General features: G+C 42.0%; 23 protein-coding genes and 1 pseudogene. 15 read left to right on the plus strand and 9 right to left on the minus strand.

Annotated features, from left to right (window positions below; translation table 11 throughout):
• Positions 1-69 precede the first annotated feature (69 nt).
• On the minus strand, positions 70-663 hold the full coding sequence (locus tag H6G83_RS19185) for a molybdenum cofactor guanylyltransferase (protein ID WP_190475262.1): 594 nt from the start codon (positions 661-663) through the stop codon (positions 70-72).
• A 283-nt stretch (positions 664-946) separates the two neighbouring features.
• Entirely contained in the window at positions 947-2,629 is a 1,683-nt protein-coding gene (locus tag H6G83_RS19190) for an esterase/lipase family protein (RefSeq protein WP_190475207.1), read from the minus strand.
• Positions 2,630-2,984: 355 nt separating this feature from the next.
• Between H6G83_RS19190 and H6G83_RS19195 the strand changes: the two genes are divergently transcribed.
• Genes H6G83_RS19195 through H6G83_RS19215 form a run of 5 tightly spaced genes read left to right on the plus strand, consistent with a single transcriptional unit; the run spans position 2,985 to position 5,761 of the window.
• On the plus strand, positions 2,985-3,152 hold the full coding sequence (locus tag H6G83_RS19195; protein ID WP_190475209.1) for a hypothetical protein: 168 nt from the start codon (positions 2,985-2,987) through the stop codon (positions 3,150-3,152).
• A 32-nt stretch (positions 3,153-3,184) separates the two neighbouring features.
• Positions 3,185-3,439: a SemiSWEET transporter gene (locus tag H6G83_RS19200; protein ID WP_190475211.1), complete on the plus strand. Its 255-nt coding sequence runs from the start codon at positions 3,185-3,187 to the stop codon at positions 3,437-3,439.
• 21 nt (positions 3,440-3,460) lie between these two features.
• Complete coding sequence (locus H6G83_RS19205; protein ID WP_190475214.1) at positions 3,461-5,110, plus strand: B12-binding domain-containing radical SAM protein; 1,650 nt, start codon at positions 3,461-3,463, stop codon at positions 5,108-5,110.
• Positions 5,111-5,299 carry a CPXCG motif-containing cysteine-rich protein gene (locus H6G83_RS19210; protein WP_067772104.1) on the plus strand — a complete coding sequence of 63 codons (189 nt, stop codon included), beginning with the start codon at positions 5,111-5,113 and terminating at the stop codon, positions 5,297-5,299.
• An 18-nt stretch (positions 5,300-5,317) separates the two neighbouring features.
• The gene (locus H6G83_RS19215; RefSeq protein WP_190475215.1) at positions 5,318-5,761 is read left to right on the plus strand and encodes an SRPBCC family protein; all 444 of its coding nucleotides are present in this window, start codon (positions 5,318-5,320) and stop codon (positions 5,759-5,761) included.
• Between the two features lie 118 nt (positions 5,762-5,879).
• Here the strand turns inward: H6G83_RS19215 and H6G83_RS19220 are convergent, their stop codons facing one another.
• The 3 genes from H6G83_RS19220 to H6G83_RS19230 form a co-directional block, all read right to left on the minus strand.
• Positions 5,880-8,828 (minus strand): M16 family metallopeptidase, encoded by a 2,949-nt coding sequence (locus tag H6G83_RS19220; RefSeq protein ID WP_190475218.1) that lies wholly within the window; start codon positions 8,826-8,828, stop codon positions 5,880-5,882.
• Positions 8,829-9,088: 260 nt separating this feature from the next.
• A complete protein-coding gene (locus H6G83_RS19225) occupies positions 9,089-9,508 on the minus strand; it encodes a VOC family protein (RefSeq protein WP_190475220.1) in 420 nt (139 codons plus the stop codon).
• A 120-nt stretch (positions 9,509-9,628) separates the two neighbouring features.
• The gene (locus H6G83_RS19230; protein WP_452038996.1) at positions 9,629-10,138 is read right to left on the minus strand and encodes a TIGR02652 family protein; all 510 of its coding nucleotides are present in this window, start codon (positions 10,136-10,138) and stop codon (positions 9,629-9,631) included.
• 241 nt (positions 10,139-10,379) lie between these two features.
• On the opposite strand from H6G83_RS19230, the gene H6G83_RS19235 reads away from it, so the two are divergent.
• Positions 10,380-10,907, plus strand: coding sequence for a gamma carbonic anhydrase family protein (locus H6G83_RS19235; RefSeq protein ID WP_190475223.1), 528 nt, complete (start codon positions 10,380-10,382; stop codon positions 10,905-10,907).
• Between the two features lie 255 nt (positions 10,908-11,162).
• Here H6G83_RS19235 and H6G83_RS19240 read toward each other — a convergent pair whose 3' ends face one another.
• Positions 11,163-11,801: an acetoacetate decarboxylase family protein gene (locus H6G83_RS19240; protein WP_190475226.1), complete on the minus strand. Its 639-nt coding sequence runs from the start codon at positions 11,799-11,801 to the stop codon at positions 11,163-11,165.
• Between the two features lie 73 nt (positions 11,802-11,874).
• Here H6G83_RS19240 and H6G83_RS19245 point away from each other — a divergent pair, with 73 nt between their 5' ends.
• Both H6G83_RS19245 and H6G83_RS19250 read left to right on the plus strand, forming a co-directional pair.
• Complete coding sequence (locus tag H6G83_RS19245) at positions 11,875-12,153, plus strand: hypothetical protein (RefSeq protein ID WP_190475228.1); 279 nt, start codon at positions 11,875-11,877, stop codon at positions 12,151-12,153.
• A 67-nt stretch (positions 12,154-12,220) separates the two neighbouring features.
• On the plus strand, positions 12,221-12,511 hold the full coding sequence (locus tag H6G83_RS19250; protein ID WP_277876371.1) for a methylated-DNA--[protein]-cysteine S-methyltransferase: 291 nt from the start codon (positions 12,221-12,223) through the stop codon (positions 12,509-12,511).
• 59 nt (positions 12,512-12,570) lie between these two features.
• Here the strand turns inward: H6G83_RS19250 and H6G83_RS19255 are convergent, their stop codons facing one another.
• Positions 12,571-13,473, minus strand: a complete 903-nt coding sequence (locus H6G83_RS19255; protein WP_190475230.1) for an acyl-CoA desaturase — start codon at positions 13,471-13,473, stop codon at positions 12,571-12,573.
• Positions 13,474-13,701: 228 nt separating this feature from the next.
• On the opposite strand from H6G83_RS19255, the gene H6G83_RS19260 reads away from it, so the two are divergent.
• The 3 genes from H6G83_RS19260 (at position 13,702) to H6G83_RS19270 (ending at position 16,604) form a co-directional block, all read left to right on the plus strand.
• Positions 13,702-14,931, plus strand: coding sequence for a TetR/AcrR family transcriptional regulator (locus H6G83_RS19260; RefSeq protein WP_190475232.1), 1,230 nt, complete (start codon positions 13,702-13,704; stop codon positions 14,929-14,931).
• Positions 14,932-15,125: 194 nt separating this feature from the next.
• Positions 15,126-15,563, plus strand: a complete 438-nt coding sequence (locus H6G83_RS19265; RefSeq protein ID WP_190475234.1) for an NUDIX hydrolase — start codon at positions 15,126-15,128, stop codon at positions 15,561-15,563.
• Between the two features lie 174 nt (positions 15,564-15,737).
• A complete protein-coding gene (locus H6G83_RS19270) occupies positions 15,738-16,604 on the plus strand; it encodes a Uma2 family endonuclease (protein WP_190475236.1) in 867 nt (288 codons plus the stop codon).
• 188 nt (positions 16,605-16,792) lie between these two features.
• On the opposite strand, the gene H6G83_RS19275 is transcribed toward H6G83_RS19270, so the two are convergent.
• Positions 16,793-17,218, minus strand: a complete 426-nt coding sequence (locus H6G83_RS19275; protein ID WP_190475238.1) for a GNAT family N-acetyltransferase — start codon at positions 17,216-17,218, stop codon at positions 16,793-16,795.
• Positions 17,219-17,461: 243 nt separating this feature from the next.
• On the opposite strand from H6G83_RS19275, the gene argZ reads away from it, so the two are divergent.
• The 4 genes from argZ to H6G83_RS35430 all read left to right on the plus strand — a co-directional run bounded on the left by argZ (position 17,462) and on the right by H6G83_RS35430 (position 21,432).
• A complete protein-coding gene (gene argZ / locus H6G83_RS19280) occupies positions 17,462-19,573 on the plus strand; it encodes a bifunctional arginine dihydrolase/ornithine cyclodeaminase (protein ID WP_190475240.1) in 2,112 nt (703 codons plus the stop codon).
• An 88-nt stretch (positions 19,574-19,661) separates the two neighbouring features.
• Positions 19,662-20,165 (plus strand): DUF2085 domain-containing protein, encoded by a 504-nt coding sequence (locus H6G83_RS19285; protein ID WP_190475242.1) that lies wholly within the window; start codon positions 19,662-19,664, stop codon positions 20,163-20,165.
• Complete coding sequence (locus tag H6G83_RS19290; protein WP_190475244.1) at positions 20,146-21,039, plus strand: DNA double-strand break repair nuclease NurA; 894 nt, start codon at positions 20,146-20,148, stop codon at positions 21,037-21,039. Before H6G83_RS19285 ends, H6G83_RS19290 begins: the two co-directional genes overlap by 20 nt.
• Positions 21,040-21,087: 48 nt before the next feature.
• Positions 21,088-21,432 (plus strand): XisH family protein, encoded by a 345-nt coding sequence (locus tag H6G83_RS35430; RefSeq protein WP_242044683.1) that lies wholly within the window; start codon positions 21,088-21,090, stop codon positions 21,430-21,432.
• A gap of 55 nt (positions 21,433-21,487) precedes the next feature.
• On the opposite strand, the pseudogene H6G83_RS35970 reads toward H6G83_RS35430, so the two are convergent.
• A pseudogene (locus tag H6G83_RS35970) lies at positions 21,488-21,643 on the minus strand (zinc ribbon domain-containing protein); the annotation flags it as partial.

The following is a 21,643-nucleotide window of genomic DNA, read 5'->3' on the forward strand; positions in this document are numbered from 1 at the left end:
AAGAATTAAAAGTTCGTAGTCAGGACTTCAGTCCTTTCTTTTTTGAGGACTAAAGTCCCCACTACAAACTTATTCTTGCAAATAAATCAAATCTTCTGGCGTATTACAATTAAATAATACTTCTGGCGTAGGTAAAGATAACAGTTGTACAGAATGGTTATTTAACCATTGCTGAAAAGAACGCCCGCCTTGATTGATAAAATCTAATAATTGCGGTAAACAGCGACGGCGATAGAAACCACATAAGGGTTCCCAGCCTTTGGCGTGATGGGCTAAGGCTGCTATTGCATCTTCTGGTACAATCTCAAGACTAGCAGCCCAATCTTGCAAAACCTCAACCCGTAATTTAGGTAAATCGCAAGCTAACAGCAATACCCATTCAGATTTTACCTCTGCTAACCCTTGAGCAAAGCCAACTAAAGGGCCGTGAGTCGTCGCATCAGAGTTAGAGGGAACTTCTCGAATAAATTCGCACCTGGGTAAAACTAAATGCTGATAGCGTTCCGGCCAAGGGGTGACTATATAAACTTTATTAGCACAACTTGCCGCAATATTACAGACAAATTGCAACAACGGCACACCATTCACAGATATCAAAGCTTTATCCTGTCCCATACGGGAACTTTGACCACCCGCTAAGACAATAGCACTTAACTCATTAATCATTAGTCATCAGTTTTAGGTATATCTTTTTTTGTAATACAGTTGGGTTTTTTAATAAGATTACTGCGATCGCTTCCACAGCAATCAATTTCGTTACAAACCTCTAGAGCGTGTCTTCAAAGTCTTTCGATCCCCCCTAGCTCAAGCCAGTAGCCTCTCTACGAGACGCTACTGACTTGTCAACATTCATAGTTCTAGCCTTTGGCGGTTAATAGCAGCGTTGATATTCCTATCTTGCTTTGTGTATCTTGTTTTGTAGGTTAGCGAGATGGGACTGCTCAAATCAACCCGTTTTAGCCAAAGCATAGGCCAAATATATAATTATGAACGATATGAGGAGCTTGAGCCAAAATGCTAAACTATTCCATACAAAACCCTGAAAAATCCACCATACCCATATAAATGCTATAAACAAGACCAATAATAACAATAATGGCGCAAAGTAGGGGGCAGCTCGTGAAATCCATTGAAATTTGGCGGATATTTGTGCGATTTCCGGGAGATGAGAAGGACGAGTACGATCTCCGTCTAACGTGAATGCAAGAATACTAGTCTGGTTTTCCTGTGCAAGTGGTTCTCCATGCCCACCCTGGTAATAGTAAACTTCTTCAGTTCTGTCATCGTCAAAGTGAAAACCATCAAATCCACCTGTACCAATGTCTTTCATACCTATTCCACGTAACCCACTGCAAAGCAAACCAACAGGCCAATCCCAACAACTCCTATCATTACGCAGTTCCTCAACTTGACCTAAATCAAAGCGCTCCTGCCAAGGGTATTCACGAGGTAGCACGCTACCTGCTAAGTAAATTCGCTTAAACTTCATTGCTGGGACTCTCTTTAAACTCTCTCCCAGAATATAAGTTCCGTTGCTGTGTCCAATAAAATGAAATTCTGCTTGAGGATTTAAGGCAAAACGATAACTATACTGGTCTTGAAACCATCTAATATTTCGCCTTCTTAGCCAAGGAAAGAAAAAATTAAATGCCGAGAAATAACCATAGGTAGAGCGCACTACTGCTACTTTTCCATTGGTACGCATTCTGATTTGCTCTTCTAACTGACCTACCCACCCACTATTACTATCTCGTATACCGTGAACGATAAATACAGTTGTAGTTTTAGTTATATGCTCTCCGGGATCAACAGTTACGTTCCCTTGAAGCTCGGTAGGGATGAGTTGAGATTTTTGCGGGTCATATTGAAAAATTGCCCACTTCAGCAATTTGTATCTTAAATTCCATTCTGCCAAAGCTTCAGAATTACGCCCTTTTGGATAATAAAAGTCATCATGCTTTGCACCAGGGATATCCAATTGCACGCCATTAGGAAATGCCTGAATATCGATACTGTCAGTCCTTTTGACGACTCCATCCTGAGTACCAAGCACTTGAATCATTACTGGCTCTGGCTTTTTCATATTGGAGAAATAGCGAATCCAACTGATTCTTAAATTAGTAACGAAAGCTGAACCTTGAACGGTTTCGTGCAAGCTAGGTAACCAACCTGTAACACTGGAAAAATTGACTAGTGCAGATACCAAAAAATTCTCAGGTTCAAAGCCTCTATTAATTGATGCAAGTAAAACAAAACGACTGACTTTTTCTGTCCAATGGATCTCACTGCTAGGTATATTGGGGTAAGCTCCAGCCGCTACTAAATAAGCTTGTCTGATCATCAATCCGCCAACACTATGACCAATACAAATCACATCTTCGTAGGGTTCGCCACTAGCAATTGACTCGATCCAACATTGTTCGATTTCTGCTTTCAGTTCTAACGATAATGTCTCAATTGAATGTGTGAAGAAAGTTTTCAATGCACGCAAATTCCAGGAACCGTAATGGGTAAAGACTAGCCAGTCGCTACCAGAAAATTCTTCTTCCTCTTTCAGTTGTTTCAGTAATAAGTTCCATTTTTTCGGTGAGCCATCGATTCCAGTTGCCAAGACAATCAAGCGTTTCATGAACTAATTTCCTGTCTAGCTATATAAGTTAAGTTTTTCCTTCTGGTGGCCTTTCTTAAAACCCTCATACCAATTCAAAATTTGCTCATTAAGAAAGTGAGACTTAGCTTAGGTTTGGGGGTTTGCATCTATATAATATTTTTTGTGAAATGGTATCACAGTGGAGAAGTAGCTAAGGTGAGTTATCATACTCTCGTTACAGTTTTACTAGCGATTTATTGAAATATGACCATAACATCTGCAAAATTCAGTAAATACTAGCATATATAATGTAAGAATAATAACTTATGTTTATATGATGACATTAGAGTGCAAAAGCTAATCATAGTCCGCCTGATGAGGGAGAGTTTGATATTTGTCGAATTTCTTGCTAATGTATCTGCAATGTCAGTTTATTTATGTGATGTTCTGGGATCAAACAGGGATTATGAGAGCGATCGCTACATCACAACCTGAGAATAAATCTGTATGGACATGGCAAATAAATTTTTCATTGCCAAAATCACAATCATCATTTAACTAGGTCAATATTAATTCAATGGACAATTTTATTGCATGGATTTTGTGACAATTTTAGGCATAGTTGCAGCAACATTAACCACAATTGCCTTTTTACCGCAAGTGTGGCGGACATGGAAAACAAAGTCAGCAAAAGATGTCTCTTTCATCATGCTGATTGCTTTTATGAGTGGTCTTGTTTTGTGGTTAATTTATGGAATTATCCTCAACGCCTTACCAATTATTCTAGCTAACAGTATAACTTTAGTTTTAAATTTTATAATTTTATGGCTTAAAATTAAATATAGATAGATATGTCTTAATACAACACCTGTGACATCTTCCTTATTTAGTTCTGAACGCCTGTTATTTACACCCGCTACGCCTGAAAGCAACGCCATACCAATGATATTTGCTTTCCCCAATGAGTATACGGTGGGTATTACTAGCTTAGGATATCAGGTAGTGTGGGCGACTTTGGCAATGCGTAGTGATGTCCAGGTGAGCCGATTATTTACTGATACTTCCGAACCATTACAACGAAATCCAGAAATTGTGGGATTTTCCATTTCTTGGGAACTAGATTATGTAAATATTCTCAATTTGCTGGAATCTTTATCAATTCCTATTCAAGCAATTAATCGTGATGATTCTCAGCCGATTATTTTCGGTGGCGGGCCTGTTCTCACAGCTAACCCGGAACCTTTTGCTGATTTTTTTGATGTGATTTTGTTGGGGGATGGCGAAAACCTTTTAGGTGATTTTATTGATGCTTATAAAGAAGTGAGGAATGCTTCTAGGCAAACTCAACTGCAAGCACTCGCACAAGTACCGGGAATTTATGTTCCGAGTTTATATGCGGTGGAGTATGCAGCAGCAGATGGGGCGATAAGTTCTATTAAACCAATTTCTGGGGAAATTCCGGCGGTGGTGCAAAAGCAGACTTACCGGGGAAACACCCTATCAGCCTCGACTGTAGTCACCGAAAAGGCGGCTTGGGAAAATATTTTCATGGTGGAAGTGGTGCGGAGTTGTCCAGAAATGTGCCGCTTCTGTTTGGCTAGTTACTTAACATTACCTTTTAGAACTGCTAGTTTAGCAGGTTCCCTAATTCCAGCTATTGAGAAAGGTTTACAAGTAACAAATCGTTTGGGGTTATTGGGTGCTTCTGTAACTCAGCATCCAGAATTTTCTGCTTTGCTGGATTATATTAGTCAACCAAAATATGATGATGTGCGCCTCAGTATTGCCTCAGTACGTACAAATACAGTGACAGAACAGCTAGCGGCAACTTTGGCAAAACGAGACACGCGATCGCTTACTATTGCTGTAGAAAGTGGTTCAGAAAAAGTCCGGCAAATCGTTAACAAAAAACTCCACAACGACGAAATCATCCAAGCCGCCGTCAATGCTAAAGCTGGGGGTTTGACAGGTTTGAAACTCTACGGCATGGTGGGAATACCAGGAGAAGAAGCAGAAGATTTAGACGCAACGGTGGCGATGATGCGGAGTGTGAAAAAGGCTGCGCCAGGGTTGCGGCTAACTTTGGGTTGTAGTACCTTTGTACCCAAAGCCCATACACCATTTCAATGGTATGGAGTAAATCGCCAAGCAGAGAAGCGCTTACAATTTTTGCAGAAACAGTTAAAACCCCAAGGTATAGATTTTCGCCCAGAAAGTTATAATTGGTCTATAATCCAGGCTTTGATATCTAGAGGCGATCGCCGTATCTCCCAACTGCTGGAACTCACCCGCAACTTTGGCGACTCCTTGGGGAGTTACAAACGCGCCTTCAAACAACTCAAAGGTCAAATCCCTGACTTAGAATTTTATGTGCATCAAAATTGGTCAACCGAGCAAGTTCTACCTTGGAGCCACTTGCAAGGGCCGCTACCACAGTCTACACTACTAAAGCATTTGGCTGAAGCTACTAGTCATTTCCCAGGAAGAACTACAGCCATTAAATTAATAGTTAGAAATTGAATGCAAAATACAGCCGAATTTTACTGTGCATATTGTGGTGAACCAAACTTGACTTTTATTGATTTAAGTGCAGGTGGACAACAATCTTACGTTGAAGACTGCCAAGTTTGCTGTCGTCCAAATATTTTATATGTGCGGGTTGACGAAGATACCCTAGACATCGAAATTGATACAGAATATGAAGGTTGAGATTAGGTTTTTCTTTCCATGCTGCACTTTCAACATTCCTCACTAATTAACGCGCCACCGGAAGTAGTTTGGAAATTCCACGAAAGACCGGATATTTTACAACTACTAACCCCACCTTGGCAACCAGTGCGAGTAGTCCGCCGAGAGGGAGGCTTAGAAGTAGGCGCAATTACAGAATTTAAGTTATTCCTTGGCCCTGTTCCCTTAACTTGGTTAGCGCGTCATACTCAGTGTGAGAAATATCGCTTGTTTACCGATACACAAATATCTGGGCCTTTTGAATATTGGATACATCACCATCGATTTGAGTCAGAAAATGGTCAAACCAGGCTGACTGACGATATTACATACCTAATGCCTGGTGGTGAGACAATAGAGTTTGTGAGCGGTTGGCTAGTGCAAGCGCAATTAGAAGCTATGTTTCGCTACCGTCATTTTGTCACTAAACGGGAGTGTGAGTAGGGGAAAGGGGGAAGGGGGAAGGGGGAAAGGGGAAGGGGGAAGGCTTTAATCTTTTTCACCTGTCACCTGTCATCTGTCACCTGATAACTGATAACTGGTAACTGATAACTGATAACTGTCAACTGTCAACTGTCCCTACTGTGACTACTACCATTTGTTCTGGGTGGAGTAACTCACGGGCTGCTTGATTAACTTCGGCTAGGGTGACTTGCTCAATTTTCTGATTATAAGAGTGCAGTTCGCTCTGATCTAGCCCATAGATATGATTCATCAAGATTCTATGGGTTAATTCTTCTGGGTCTGCCAAGGATACGTTATAATTACCGATTAAGGTGCGTTTAGCTGTGTCTAGTTCGGATGCAGTCACACCTTTTTGGTTAATTTGTGTCAGCACTTGTTGGGTACTGGCGATCGCAGCCTTCGCATCTTCAGGACTGGTTTGCATTTCAATCCAGAATGTACCATAATCTCTCTCTGCTAGGAAGTCGCTATAAATACCGTAAGTTAAACCTTGGCGATCGCGCACTTGCGCACCTAATCTACTAGATAAGGTATCCCCCCCCAAAATTTGGTTTAACACCAGCGCCGCGTAAAATCTGGGGTCTTGGCGGTTAATACCTGCATAACCTATGTAGGTAACGGCTTGAGTTTTCCCAGGGAGAACGGGATTTACTCGCGTGATAGTTTTTGGTAACGGTACTTGGGGATATTGTATAGTTGGTGGTTCCCCTGTGGCTTGCCAATTACTAAACTCGGCGGCAATTTGCGATCGCACTTGCTGAGGTGCAAAATCTCCCACCAGCACCAACACGGTAGTATCTGGGCGATAATATTTTTGATTAAAAGCAATCACATCCTGACGGCGAAGCTTGCGTAAACTCTCCACCGTGGGAAACTCATGTAGGGGATGTTTTTGCGGATAAATTGATTGTACAAATACCCTTCTCGCAACTTCTGCGGGGTCATCTAATTCCATTTTCAACGCAGTTAAAGCCTGTTGGCGATTTAGTTCCAGTTCTTTTTGGGGGAATGTGCTGTTTTGCAGCGTATCAGCTAATGTCTGAATCAATACTGGAAAATCTTCAGCTAAACTATCCCCTTGGATACTCATCCCATTCCGATAAGCGGCAAAGTCTAAAGTTATACCCCTGTCATCTAAAACTTGCGCTAGGGTGAAAGCATTTTTAGTCTTAGTCCCACTCATCAAGCTATCTGCTACTAAAGTGGCTAAACCAGCCTGTCCATCTGGGTCAAATTCTGTACCAGCTTTGATGTAGCCACTCAAGGTGACAGTGGGTGTACTTTTATCGGGTAGTAAAAATACCTGCAACCCATTAGCTAAAGTAAACTGCTGTGGTAAACTTACTCGTGATTTGTGCTGGCTAGTATCTGTAGCATCTAGAGATGGTAAATACTTCATCACCTCAGATGATGCCACAGATGAGCCGCTAGTGAGGTTTTCTTGTGTATGTTGTGTGGGCTTTTTGCTATTAACTTGATGCTGCTGATATGATGTGGGTGTAAAAATACCTACTTTCCGTTGAGATTTCTGTAAATATTTATTAACTACACGCACCACATCTTGGGAACTAACTTGTCTAATCGCTGCTAAATAATGGTCAGTAAAGCGATAATCACCAGCAGTTGTCTCATCATTACCTAACTGCGTAGCTTGATCAGTGATGGTGCGATAACTCAAAATAGTGGCAGCTTCTAACTGTCTTTTTGCTCTGGCTAATTCCTCTGATTTTACACCGGTGCGGGCAAGATTAGCGATCGCTTTATCCAACACCAAATCAATTTTACCTACATCTTGGTCTGGATCTGCCGTCACCTGCAACTCATACCAACCAGCTTGTTGCAAACCGCCAACAGAAGCTTCCACTTCACTAGCTAAACCCGATTCTACCAACGCCTGATACAGTCGAGAATTACGCCCCTCGCTCAAGATGTAATCGACAACCTCTAAAGCTGGTATATCTGGGTGAGTCACCTGTGGTACTGGGTAAATCACTTGCAGTAGTGCTGCGCCACCCGGTTCGCGGAGGATGAGGGGAGTGGGGGAAGATGAGGGAGATGAGGGAGATGAGGGAGTGGGGGGAGATGAGGGAGATGAGGGAGATGAGGGAGTGGGGGGAGATGAGGGAGAACTATGGACTATGGACTGTTGACTGTTGACTATTGACTGTTGACTATTGACTATGGACTGTTGACTGATAACTGATAACTGATAACTGATAACTGATAACTGTTGACGCTTAGGTATATTACCAAATATCTCTTTTACCATTGCCAAGGTTTTTTCGGCTTGGCAGTCACCGACTATGATTAAGACGGCATTATCAGGACTATAATATTTTTGGTAGTATTTTTGTACTTGCTCAACTTGAAAGTTTTCTACATCCGCTTTTGTACCGCCAACAGGTAAGCCATAAGGATGATGAGGAAATACGGTTTGCATCACTGCACGATTAAGCCGATATTCTGGGCTATTTTCGTAACCCTGTAACTCGGAAATGACTACTCGCTTCTCACTGGCTAGTTTTTCCGCGTCAATGACCGCATTTTGCATTCTGTCTGCTTCCAGCACTAGCACCGCTTTTAGCTTTTCTCGTTCTACTGTGCTATAATATGCTGTTTGGTCATAGCTGGTGAAGGCGTTAGAGTCGCTACCTAAAGCACTAAATAAAGTGCCAAATTGAGTGGGACGGCTTTGTGTCCCTTTGAACATCATGTGTTCTAGTTGATGGGCGATACCGTTGTCTCCTGGTTCTTCGTGGCGTGAACCAAATTTGTACCACACCTGTACACTCACAATTGGTACAGTATTTACTTCCTTGATTAATACGGTTAAACCATTGTCCAGCACTGTCTTGTGGACATTTTCTGTTAATTGAAATTGATGGGGATTTTGCGTCACTAATGTTGTTTGGGAATTGTCTGGAATCAATGTGGTTTTGTATTGAGTTTCAGTAGGCTTATTACTAAACGATAATATTGTAATTAAAAAAACACTTAAAAATAACACATAAAAACGGTAACGGTAGAAGACGGAAAATGCAGACATTTATTTAACTGATGTGTTGAGTTTATTCGTTTTTTATGAACAAACCCAGTTTAATGCTTTGAAGCGCAGGTGACAAAAAAAACCACATCTTGTATATCAAAATACAATTAAGTTAACTTATTTTACTGAAAGCAGTCGCCACAGAGGTTAGGACAGATATAATATCAAGTCCTGCGAATGACTGACGATCTGGTTGGTTGAGTTGGTAACGGGTAGCGAATAGGTAATTACCAATTACCAATTACCAATTACCAATTACCCTACTTTAAAACTCTAATAAATTCTAGTGGTAAGCCATCGGTGTCAGCAATAAAAGCCACTTCAAAAATGCGATCGCCTATCTGCTGCTGTGTCGGTTCTAAAAGTATCTTCAACGGCGATAATTCCGCTACTTGTGATACACATTCTTGTAAATTTGTCAACCATCCAGGTAAATCTGGTGTAGCTTCAGTTAAATCGAATGACAGGTGATAATAACCCACATAATGCTCATCTGCAAAAGCATCAGCTGCTGGTTTAGGTTCAGGAATTTGGATAAGTTCAATTCTGCCGCCTAATCCTTCCATCCAGCAAGCTAGGGTATAGCCTGTTGTGAAGCGTTCACAAACCGTAAAGCCTAGTATTTCATAGAAGGCGATCGCTCGATGGATATTCGCAGTCCGAATAGAGGCGTGGTGCATAAATTAGTCATTAGTCATTAGTCATTAGTCCATAGTCATTAGTCATTGGTGAGTTAAACAGATTTTTATTATTAACTGTGGACTCTGGACTGTTGACTGTGGACTATGGACTATGGACTCTTATTCAAATAATCGGAAATAAGGGTAGCGCACAGGAACACCCGGTTCTTTATCCAAATCGAAATTAATCACTTCCCAGCAGGGGTCTTCTGTTGAGTCGGGACTAAATTCTACAGGTAAGCCGTATAATCTTGCCGATGAGGTTTCCGGCTGTCCAGAACGCCAAGGAGTGCTGCGTTCTAAATAACCGCTCATCAATTCCTGATAACGCTTGGCAATAATTACCTTTGTAGCTCGATAGCCTTGGGTGTATAGCTTATCTAAGGCTTCGTGGATTTCAAAGCGAATCCCATCGGGATGAGTATGCTGTCGATACCATTCGTTATTCCATCTCCGCCAATGGCGACCGGACTGTAGATGAACTAACTCTCCCGTTTTGGGATTAGCTTCAAAAGCGCCATGTCGGGGACACAAATAGGTATCTGTCAGTGTCAGCGCCGGAATCGTTTGGCGACAATGGGGACACTGAATATCAGGGCCAAATATAGGGTACTGCAAGCCTGGATTCATCATGAAGTGCGTACAAACATAGTCTCGTATTCACCAGCACCAGTGCGTTGGATTTTACACTTCGGCTCCACCAATTTGGGGGATTTGTTCACTGCTGCACCGATAGGGTATTGCAAGAGAAACAATTTCACCGTTGTCTTCCTCAACTGAGAGGTTGGACACTGTGATATTCTGGTTTTGCAACCAGCCTCCAAGGATGGAGTTATTCCAGTGTTCCTGGGTACCTTATTCATATTCTATCGTGTCTACCTCTTCTTACTGGCCTTCTCCCGATTTTTCTCAAGCCGCCTTCATCGCCGCCAACGCTGTTGTTATGGGTTCCGTCAAAATAGCAGCAGGTGCAAGCATTTGGTACGGTGCAGTAGTTAGGGCAGATGTGGAAAGCATTGACATTGGTGAATGCACAAATATTCAAGATGGAGCAATTTTACACGGTGATCCAGGTTTTCCCACAGTTTTGGAAGATCATGTAACAGTAGGACACCGTGCTGTCATCCATTCTGCCCACATTGAGCGTGGCTGTTTAATAGGCATCGGCGCAGTCATTTTAAATGGAGTCCGTGTAGGTGCTGGTAGCATCATAGGTGCTGGCTCGGTAGTAACTAAGAATATACCTCCCTTATCTCTAGTTGTGGGTCTTCCCGGTAAAGTTTTAAGACCTGTCACCCCAGAAGAAGCCGCCGACCTCATCGAACACGCCCAACGTTACAAAAAGTTAGCATTAGTTCACGCTGGTCAGGGTGAGGATGTTGGGTTTTATCCAAAGTAGGGGAAAGGGGGAAGGGGAAAGGGGAAAGGGGGAAGGGGGAAACTCTTAAGGGCAGGTTTTTCATAAAGTAATAAGTGAGGACTATAAGATTCACGCTCATTATCAGACTTTCATCTACCCCTACACCCCTACACCCTTATACCCCTACACCCTAAAATCAGTGTTTTTAGGTCGAAGTGTAAAAAACCTGCCCTTGAAAGGAAGGGGGAAAGGGGAAGGAACAACTGACAACTGATAACTGTTAACTGATAACTGTTAACTGTTAACTGTCAACACTCTGCCGTATTTTGGTGCGTCTACTTGTAGAATCAGTTGATCGCAACGCACAGTGAGAAAAGGTTGACCTAAACCTACGCCAGCAAAAGGACTTTCACTAGGAACTATTAAACTAGAGCCGACAAAACCAAATAAACCTTCAAAATTAGCAGTAAAGGTTAACAAATCATTATCTAGCTTACTAAAACCGGGTGCAGCTAATTTTTGTCGCCATGCGAAGCTGGTTTGACCATAGTTCAAAGTACACAGATGTTGGTTTCCTTGGCGGACTGTGACGGATTTTTCTTGCCAAGTAAATTCTGCCAGTTCTTTTGGTAGACCCCAAATTTCTCGACCACCAGCGACAGAATTCTCATTATCTACATAAATGTAAGGAATCCAACCACCCAATTTTCCATTATCAGCCGTCACAGCTAAAGCGACAATTAACTCGCTGTATTCCATTACTGACTCAGAACTGTAATAGGATAAATACACACTAGCGATTGTTTTACTAGGCCATACAGAAAATAGGTTTAACTCTGGGGGAATGAGTGAGCGTACTTGGTCAATGTTGACTAAATGCAGAGTTTGGATAGCATAACCTTTTACTGTCCAAGGTGCTGGGGGATATTGCATATAAATTTTGTATGTAATTAACTAAAAATATTTACATTTGCTCACTATATTTATGCCATAAAGATTACGTAAAATGAACTACCTTAAGACTAGTCGCGTGGTAGACTCGGTGAAGCTCTTAATTGACAAAATCAATTCACCAATCGGCACGATTTTAATTGTTTCTGATGGGGAAAAACTTTGCGCTCTTGATTTTGCTGATTGTGTGCAAAGAATGGGGAAACTCTTGCAAAAACGCTATTCTAGGTTTTATTTTCAACAGACGCAGAATCCACAGGGATTTAGTAGCCTAGTTCAAGGTTATCTGGAAGGCGATCGCTACAGCTTAGATAATATTACCGTAGTGGACTGACACGACTAAAATGTTGCATTAATTAACCACAGAGGCACAGAGACACAGAGGTTAGAGAGGAAACTTATTGCACTATTTTAGCCTTGCCACGCCAGTAGATACTGGCGGAACTCCTTTTCAACAGCAAGTGTGGCTTGCGCTGCTAACTATTCCCTGGGGAACTACTATTTCTTATGGTCAGCTAGCAGCGAAAGTTAATAAGCCGACTGCTTCTCGTGCTGTCGGCTTGGCAAACTCACTTAATCCAATTGCAATTGTTCTTCCTTGTCATCGAGTAATTGGGGCTAATAATTTACTCACAGGATACGCAGGGGGGCTAGAACGCAAGCGTTGGTTGCTCAATCATGAAAGAGTTTGATTTTATTCGGGCTTTAACTCACCCGAATGTTCACGTAGTGTACCGTAGGCAAAATGTCTTTAATTTTGAATTTTGAATTTTGTAGGTTTACCTTCCCGTAGGGTATTTTGAATTGCTAAACTTTTTGCTGGTGGTAAAACTACTTTCTTCGCTAAACCTAGAGTCTGTAATAATTTAATACTCCACCAAGTTACGTCAATTTCCCACCACTGAAACCCAGCTTTGGCGACGTTAGGGTAGGTGTGATGGTTGTTGTGCCAACCTTCACCATAGGTAACGATAGATACCCACCACAAATTCCGTGCATTGTCATCAGCGTTAAAGGTGCGATAACCCCACATATGGGTGGCAGAGTTGACAAACCAGGTGGAATGCCACAATAATACTGCTCTGAGAACTACTCCATAAATTACAAATGACCAACCTCCTACAGCATAAAGCAGCAATGCTAAAGGAATTTGCAACAAGAGGAAGTAACGATCTAACCAACGATAGAAAGGTTGTCTAGCTAAGTCAGGTGCATACTTTTGATAGATTTCAAAGTCAAAAAATTCCGACCGGGGATATAAAATCCATAACATATGGCTCCACCAAAACCCACGCTCGGCAGAATATGGATCTAAGTTGACATCTTCGGTGTGGGCGTGGTGCTGGCGGTGTCCCCCAACCCAAAAAATCGGCCCTCCCTGCATAGCTAATGCGCCGATAGTGGCGATCGCATATTCCAACCATTTGGGTACTTGAAAACTCTTGTGACTAAGTAATCTGTGATACCCTAAGCAAATACCAATGCTGCCAAACAACCAGTGAAGGAACAACAGCAAACCCAAGGCTGACCAGGAAAAAAACCAAGGAGCCAACAAAGCTAAAACGTGAAAGGCAGTAAAGAATATCACGTTTAACCAACGTATACGCAATGGTTTCTCTGCATCAGGGGCGATCGCCAGATGTTTTGCGGTCATAACAATTCCTATTAATGGATCAGGGTGCGATTTGCTCTTGTCTCTGGTGCTTTTCAATGTCCAACAGGAATTGACCAATTCGTGATTAAGTGTTTGTAATTTTCTTTTGGCGAATTGGTATTACCTATCTAGACTCATGCGTTACAGTAAATTAGAGCAAGTATCACTTACATTCGTCATCCTAGCACCTCTTTTTGTTTTTGTGCAAGTAGCACTTGCATTTTATTTATGGCCCCTCAACCGCTTTCAGCTCGCCAACGCTTGATTCAAGCTGCATTGGAATTATTTACTGCTCAGGGAGTTAGTGCAACTACCACCCGCCAAATCGCTGAAAAAGCCGCAGTCAATGAAGTGACGCTGTTCCGAAATTTTGGGAATAAACATGGATTGCTGTTGGCTGTATTGGAAGAATCAGCAGCTTTTATCAATTTAGGTGAGTCTCTTGTACAACGGGCTAATCCTCCGGGGGATGTTTATCAAGCTTTAAAAGACTACGCAAGTGATAGCTTACAAGCATTAGAACGGGTTCCAGATTTGGTCAGGTCTGTAGTAGGTGAAGCTGACCAATTTCCAACAGAAAATCGCCGCGCCTTGGGACGAGGCTTAACAGAGGCTAACCGTTATGTAGCCCAATACTTAGCCACAGTCATTAAACAGGGAGATTTAAACGCCTATTTACCCGCAGAAAAATTAGCCAGTTTACTCAACGGGATGATTTTAGGATACGCCGTGATTGAGTTGACAAGTGAATTTCATCAATTGTGGGAAAGTCGGGACGATTTTTTAGAAAATTTGGTGGGGTTATTTCTGCACGGGGCGATGTCACCCGCAATGAAATTAGCTCACAATAGCTTAGAAAGAAGAGATGCAAATCAAGAAGTAGCGGATTTACCTGCTGCTTTAGTCCACGAAATTATTAGAGTAGCCAGAAAATCAAGTATACAGGATTACGCGATCGCATACATTTTATTCGCGTCTGGCTTATCTGCGGCAGAAATAGTTAACTTACAACGAAACCACCAAATTTATGATTCTCAGGGTCACTTTTTGCAGATTACCATCCCCGGATTCGTCCGCCAAGTCCCTGTAAATCAGTGGATTTTGGGTAAACGCTATGGTTCTTATACAGATAATCCCTTAACTAAATGGTTGAAAACTCGTAAGGATAATTATGCAGCCATGTTTATTAATGCCACAGGGGAACCCATATCTGAATCTGAGGTTTTAGCCTGTTGGCAATTCTGGACTCAAAGATTATTAACGCCCCAAGGACAACCCCCAGAAATTGACCAAGCAAAACATACCTGGCGCGTAGAGATGTTAATGCGAGGGATGAGTCTAGAAAATTTAAGCATTATCACAGCTTGCGATCGCACTCAATTACAAGCATACGCCCACAGGGCTAAAGAAAAAGCCGCCCTGGAACAGGCGACTCGTTTGGATCAAAAGCCAGTGTGAGGGAAGGGGGAAAGGTGAAGGGGAAAGGGGAAAGGGGAAAGGTGAAGGGGGACTGTTGACTATAGACTATGGACTAATGACTATATTAAAGTTAATAAGCTAAAACATAAATTAACAAAAATTTACCCTGAATCTGTGCCTGATATTTCAAAGTAAAAATTGTACGTCAAAATTATTACTTAGAGGCAATTCCCGTGAGAAGAAAGATAAACAAGGTGTTGAAGCAGTCTGGAGTGATTCCTTATAGAGAACGTGATGGCAGGATTGAGATACTGTTGATTACAACACGCGATCTCCAAGATTGGGTAATTCCCAAAGGTGGGATCGTGAATGGTATGACTCCCCCTGCATCAGCCGCCAAAGAAGCTTGGGAAGAAGCCGGAGTCATTGGCGAGGTAGATGATAATGAATTGGGTAGTTATAAGTATCGTAAAGGAGGCAAAGTCTACCGAGTTAAAATGTATTTATTACCAGTCGCGAAAGTAAGCGATTATTATCCAGAGGCTGATAAAAGATACCGACGATGGTTAGATGCAAATCACGCTATCAAGCTGATTAAAAAGGACTCTCTTAAACGGATTTTAAAAGGATTTCTCCAAACAAAATTGACCTCTTGTGCATCATCTCTTTAGCCAAATTGACCGTTGACAGTTAACAGTTAACTGTCAACAAAAATAAATATATTACATAGGTAGGAATTGCCCATAAAACCAGGATATGTTAAGTAAGACATTTTAGAATTACCAATTACCAATTACCAATTACCAATTACCAATTACCAATTACCTCTTTTGGGAGTAGACTTTATGTCAATGGAAACTACGCAACTACCCCAAGACCCTACAGTAGAATCCTTGGACTGGGAACCCCCCATGCCACCCACGGATTTAATTTTTGACGACGGAGAACCCTTGGAAAGTAACCGCCACCGCATCGCCATGAATTTATTAATTCGTTCACTCAAACATCATTGGGCAGAACGAACGGATTTTTTTGCTGGCGGGAATATGTTTATTTACTACAGCAGTAAACAGGCAAGAAATAGAGATTTTAAAGGCCCTGACTTTTTTGTAGTTCTAGATGTAGAAAATGATCCCATAAGGTTGGGTTGGGTAGTCTGGGAAGAAAATGGTCGGTATCCCGATATGATTGTGGAATTACTTTCCGACTCAACAGAAGCTAACGATTTGGGAGAGAAAAAACGTCTCTACGAACAAGTATTTAAAACTAAAGATTATTTCGTATTTCATCCGTTCAAAGTTAATTCCTTGCAAGGTTGGCATTTAGATAGTGATAAAGGCTACCAACCAATTACCCCCAACCCCCAAGGCTGGTTGTGGAGTCAGAGTTTAGGCTTGTGGGTGGGGACTTGGCAAGGTCAAGTAGAAGATGACAATGCTGTTTGGCTAAGGTTTTACGATGAGGCGGGTAATGTAGTTCAGCTACCAGAGGAAGCACAGCAGCGACGGGCTAATGCTGAACAACAACGGGCTGATGCTGAACAACAACGGGCTGATGCTGAACAACAACGGGCTGATGCTGAACGCCAAGCTAGATTAAATGCTGTACTCCAGTTACTAGAGATGGGAATGAGTCAAGAACAGGTTGCACAAGTCCTCAGCTTGACTGTAGCGGAGGTGGAAACAATTCGTAATATGACAGGGGACAGGTGAGTCCAGTCCTGTAGGCGGGTTTCCCGCCGTAGGGAACTGGCGAACCCGGAGGGTGACAGGTTCAAAACCTGCTTATTATTAAGATTTTGTGTTTCCTCAATGTCCTAACCTATGTGGCTACTGCTATGGCTTGCAGCATCTCTATGAGAGGCTAACGCTACTGAATTTTAAATAATGGCAGGGAGTTTCTAAATTTGTTTTTGCAAGAAATATCTTTGATGTCCAGGGGGGAAGTTCTCTAGAACGCCAAATATTTGGTATCCCAAACTTTGGTAAAAGCCCAGGGCTTGAAAACTAAAAGTATCGAGATAAGCGTAATTACAACCGCGTTGCTTGGCGGCTTGTTCAGCTTGGAGTAGAAGTTGCTTTCCATAACCTTGACCTCGCAACGTCTCATCTACCCACAGGTGAGATACAAACAACCATCCCCAATGTATTTTCCCAACTAGACCACCAACAATTTCGGCTTTAGCATCTCGCATGAAAACGCTTAGAGGATAAGCAATATCTTCATATTGTTGGCTATTGTTATTAAAGTTAACGATTTTGCTAATTAAAACGCCAACATCGTTGGCATCGGGATTATCCTCAATAGTGAAAACAAAATCTGACATTCAATTTAATAAATTAAATGACAATACATAGCAGCAAATTCTTACTTTAGGCCTATGCCTATAACCTATCAGTTGATTACCTTATAGCTTTGCTAATATTACTGTGTCTTTTCCAATAATAGAAAAAAAGCTAAATCTTTGTTAATGTTGCAACTATCTCCAGATGAAGTGGTGTAACAGATTGTCCGAGCTTGGAAAAGAAAATGCTGGTGTCCAAAATAAGCCTGTAACATTTGATATTTTATGACTTCTCCCATTCGTTTTTTGATGTGTCCCCCTGACCACTATGAGGTGGATTATGTGATTAATCCCTGGATGGAAGGGAATATTCACAAATCTTCACGCGATCGCGCGGTTGATCAATGGCAGGGGCTATACCAAATCCTTAAAGAAAACGCCATTGTAAATTTAGTTACACCCGAAAAGGGCTGGCCAGATATGGTATTTACTGCCAATGCTGGCTTAGTCTTGGGTGATCATGTTGTCCTGAGTCGCTTTTTACACAAAGAGCGTCAAGGGGAAGAACCATATTTCAAACAATGGTTTGAAGGTAATGGTTATAAAGTTTATGAATTACCCAAAGACTTACCCTTTGAAGGCGCAGGCGATGCACTGCTAGATAGAGAAGGGCGTTGGCTGTGGGCTGGTTATGGCTTCCGTTCAGAGTTAGATTCTCATCCTTATTTAGCTAAATGGCTGGATATTGAAGTTCTATCACTACGCTTGATAGATGAGCGTTTTTATCATTTAGATACCTGTTTTTGCCCATTAGCTAACGGTTACTTACTCTACTACCCTGGTGCGTTTGATTCCTACTCCAACCGCTTAATTGAGATGCGAGTTGCACCAGAAAAACGCATAGCCATTGCTGAAGCCGATGCTGTGAATTTCGCTTGTAATGCGGTGAATGTGGACAGCATCGTCATTATGAACAAAGCCAGCGATGCTTTAAAAGAGCGTTTAGGCGAGGTTGGGTTCCGTATATTGGAAACGCCACTTACCGAATTTCTCAAAGCAGGTGGCGCGGCTAAATGTCTTACCCTGCGGGTAACAGAACCAGTCAGGGAAGAAGTTCACGCCAATGTATCCGTCGAAAGCCGCATTATTCGCATCGAAGGACATTTACTTGATTCTGGCTTGATTAACCGCGCCTTGGATTTAATTGTTGATACTGGCGGTAGTTTCCAAGTATTAAATTTCAACTTGGGTGAACAAAGACAAAGTACATCCGCCGCCGAGGTGAAGGTTTCTGCACCTTCTCACGAGGTGATGGAGGAAATTATCTCCCAGTTGATTGATTTGGGTGCGGTAGACTTGCCGCAAGATGAGCGTGATGCCAAACTTGAACCTGTAATTCAAAATGGTGTCGCCCCGGATGATTTCTATGTGAGTACGATTTATCCTACGGAAGTCCGCATTAATGGACAATGGATTAAAGTTGCAAATCAACGGATGGATGGTGCGATCGCCATTTCTCAAACTGCCAATGGTCTAGTAGCACGGTGTAAAATACTACGTGACCTAGAAGTGGGCGAACAAGTTGTTGTAGATGTGCTAGGTATTCGTACCATCCGCAAGACTGAATCGCGGGAACAACGTAACAGTCAAGAGTTCAGCTTTATGTCGGCGGGAGTTTCCAGCGAACGCCGGGTCGAGTTGGTGGTGGAACAGGTGGCTTGGGAATTACGGAAAATCCGCGATGCTGGCGGTAAAGTAGTTGTCACAGCTGGGCCTGTGGTGATTCATACTGGTGGCGGTGAACACCTATCAAGATTGATTCGGGAAGGTTACGTACAAGCCTTACTGGGGGGAAATGCGATCGCAGTCCACGACATCGAACAAAATATCATGGGTACATCCTTGGGTGTGGACATGAAACGGGGTGTCGCCGTGCGTGGAGGACATCGCCATCACCTGAAGGTAATTAACAGCATCCGCCGTCATGGTAGTATTGCCAAGGCTGTAGAAGCAGGGGTAATTAATAGCGGTGTCATGTATGAATGCGTCCGCAATCAAGTTCCCTTTGTTCTGGCTGGTTCCATTCGGGATGATGGGCCTTTACCGGATACGCAAATGGACTTAATTAAGGCGCAGGAGGAATACGCCAAACACCTGGAAGGCGCGGAGATGATTTTGATGCTGTCATCGATGCTGCACTCGATTGGTGTGGGGAATATGACCCCGGCTGGTGTGAAAATGGTCTGTGTGGATATTAACCCGGCTGTCGTGACTAAATTGAGCGATCGCGGTTCAATAGAATCAGTCGGCGTAGTTACAGATGTAGGGTTGTTCCTCAGTTTGTTGATACAGCAGTTGGATAAGTTGACAAGTCCCTATGTGTCTAAGGTAGGTTAAGAATTATCTCACGCAAAGGAGGCAGCGCGTTGCGGGGGTTTCCCCCGTTGTAGCGACTGCCGTCACGCAAAGACGCGAAGGAAGGAAGATGCAAAGGGTGGCTTTAACAAGAGAGTTACAGGTGAATTGGGTAAGTTTTTTTGCTGATTTCCTGTTGGTGGGTATGGTGTTTGGGCCTCCTGTTGCACCTTTTTTGGCTGCGTCTGGTGTCTGGTTACTTGCGGTTATTGCGGACATCATTTACTTTATGGGTAATCATGTATGTCCGCAGCCTACTATGAGTTTGGAGTTAGCGCCGCCATTCATTATGGCTGTATGTATGCGCTGTTATGGTACGGTAACAGGTTTATTAATTACCCGCCTGCTTTATGCTGTGACTGGTGGTAAGGGTGGTTATTGGCTGAGTCAATATGGTTGGAGTGGTGCGGCTTTAGCCACGGTGTTGATGATGGCTTATCCTGTGGAATTAGCAGCGCAAATTTTTGGTTTATGGGATTTTAATAATTATTTAGTCACACCCTTCGGGTTGATTACAGGTTTGGCTTGGGGTTTGTTCATGATGCCATTTTTACATGGTTGGCAGCGTGATTGAAGAATTACGTATTAAGAAAATGGTAAAGATGGGTACAATCATCTATGATGATTGTACCAACACCAAAGGTATGCCCAGAAAAGAAATTCCTGATAGTGCTATTGAGTTAGTTGCTAAACATATCAACACAAGAAGTAACAAAAATTATAATATTCCCGTAATTGGGCATGAAGAGAATCTAGAAACTCCTCAAATATTTGAAATTATTCCATTTGAGCAAATTGATAATAGTGATAGAAGATTTTACGCTATAGATGGTAGCTACAATAGCGAACAATTTTATAACGGTTTATGTATTGCTATTTATGCTGCTGGTTACATTTGCTTTCACAAGGGTAAGCAAATTCGGATGAATTTATCAGATGATCCAGTCATACTTGGCAAGGCATATTATCCACAAAATATTCTCGTTACACATCAAGATCACTTGATTGCTATTTATGATGAATTTTTAAATTTAGAGCCAGTCAAAAAATTATTGATATTTTTGAGTGAAACTGCGGAAAAAGTATTTGCATACAAAAAAGAACAAATTTGTACTAATTTATCAACTTTATTAGGATTTTGTCAGGAAGTATTAGAAATTGCGTTAATTCTAGAAATTATTAATTTGCCAGAAACAAAATCGGGAGATTTTATTCTACGTGATGGCACTCTGCGTCCTTTACAGATAAAACAGGAATACTTAGTAAGGTTAGGAGAATATGCTCATCAACAAGGAGTAAAAATCGTTGCTGTTACCAAACAATCTCCTATCAAGATGGAACTTGCATATACATTTAAGCAAATTGATAATTACTTACAAGACCAACTTAAATATGAATATCCTTTTATAGAAACAAACCCAAACCAGAATGGACATTTTGCAAACTAATTTAAAGTTAGAAACTGATAGATATGAAGGCTAACTTATACTTAAACTATGCCTAAGTTAGACATTATTCACAATGCAGTAAAAAATGCACTTATAAAGGATGGCTGGGCAATTACACATGACCCTTATGTAATTCAGTATCGCAGAACAACATTGTACGCTGATCTGGGTGCTGATCGCGCGATCGCAGCCCAACGAGACGAGCAAAAACTGGTTGTGGAAGTGAAAAGCTTTATTAGTGCTTCCAAAATTCAAGATTTGAAAGAGGCTCTTGTTGACTGTCTCCCCATTGAATCGCGCAAGGGGATTCTTTCACTGTGCAGGGAGCTATCGCTTGCACAGAGCTACACTGGAGATGAGGACGAAATCTCAATCCAATGGGCGCAGCCATAACGCCGACTACTGGGATATCGAAACATCCCAGATACTTTCTACGAATATTTAGAGAGCCAATCCCATCTCTATGAAACTCAAATCCGCATTTACATTTGTAGGTGCGGTTTTTGGGTTTATGACGCTGACAGCAAGCAGGACAAGTCTGACTTGTGTATTTCTCGCACTGGATCTCAACCTTCATCCCAAATCTTTGAGATTTATAAGTGAG

Origin of the sequence: Anabaena azotica FACHB-119 (genome assembly GCF_014697625.1) — a bacterium.
GTDB lineage: Bacteria > Cyanobacteriota > Cyanobacteriia > Cyanobacteriales > Nostocaceae > Trichormus > Trichormus azoticus_A.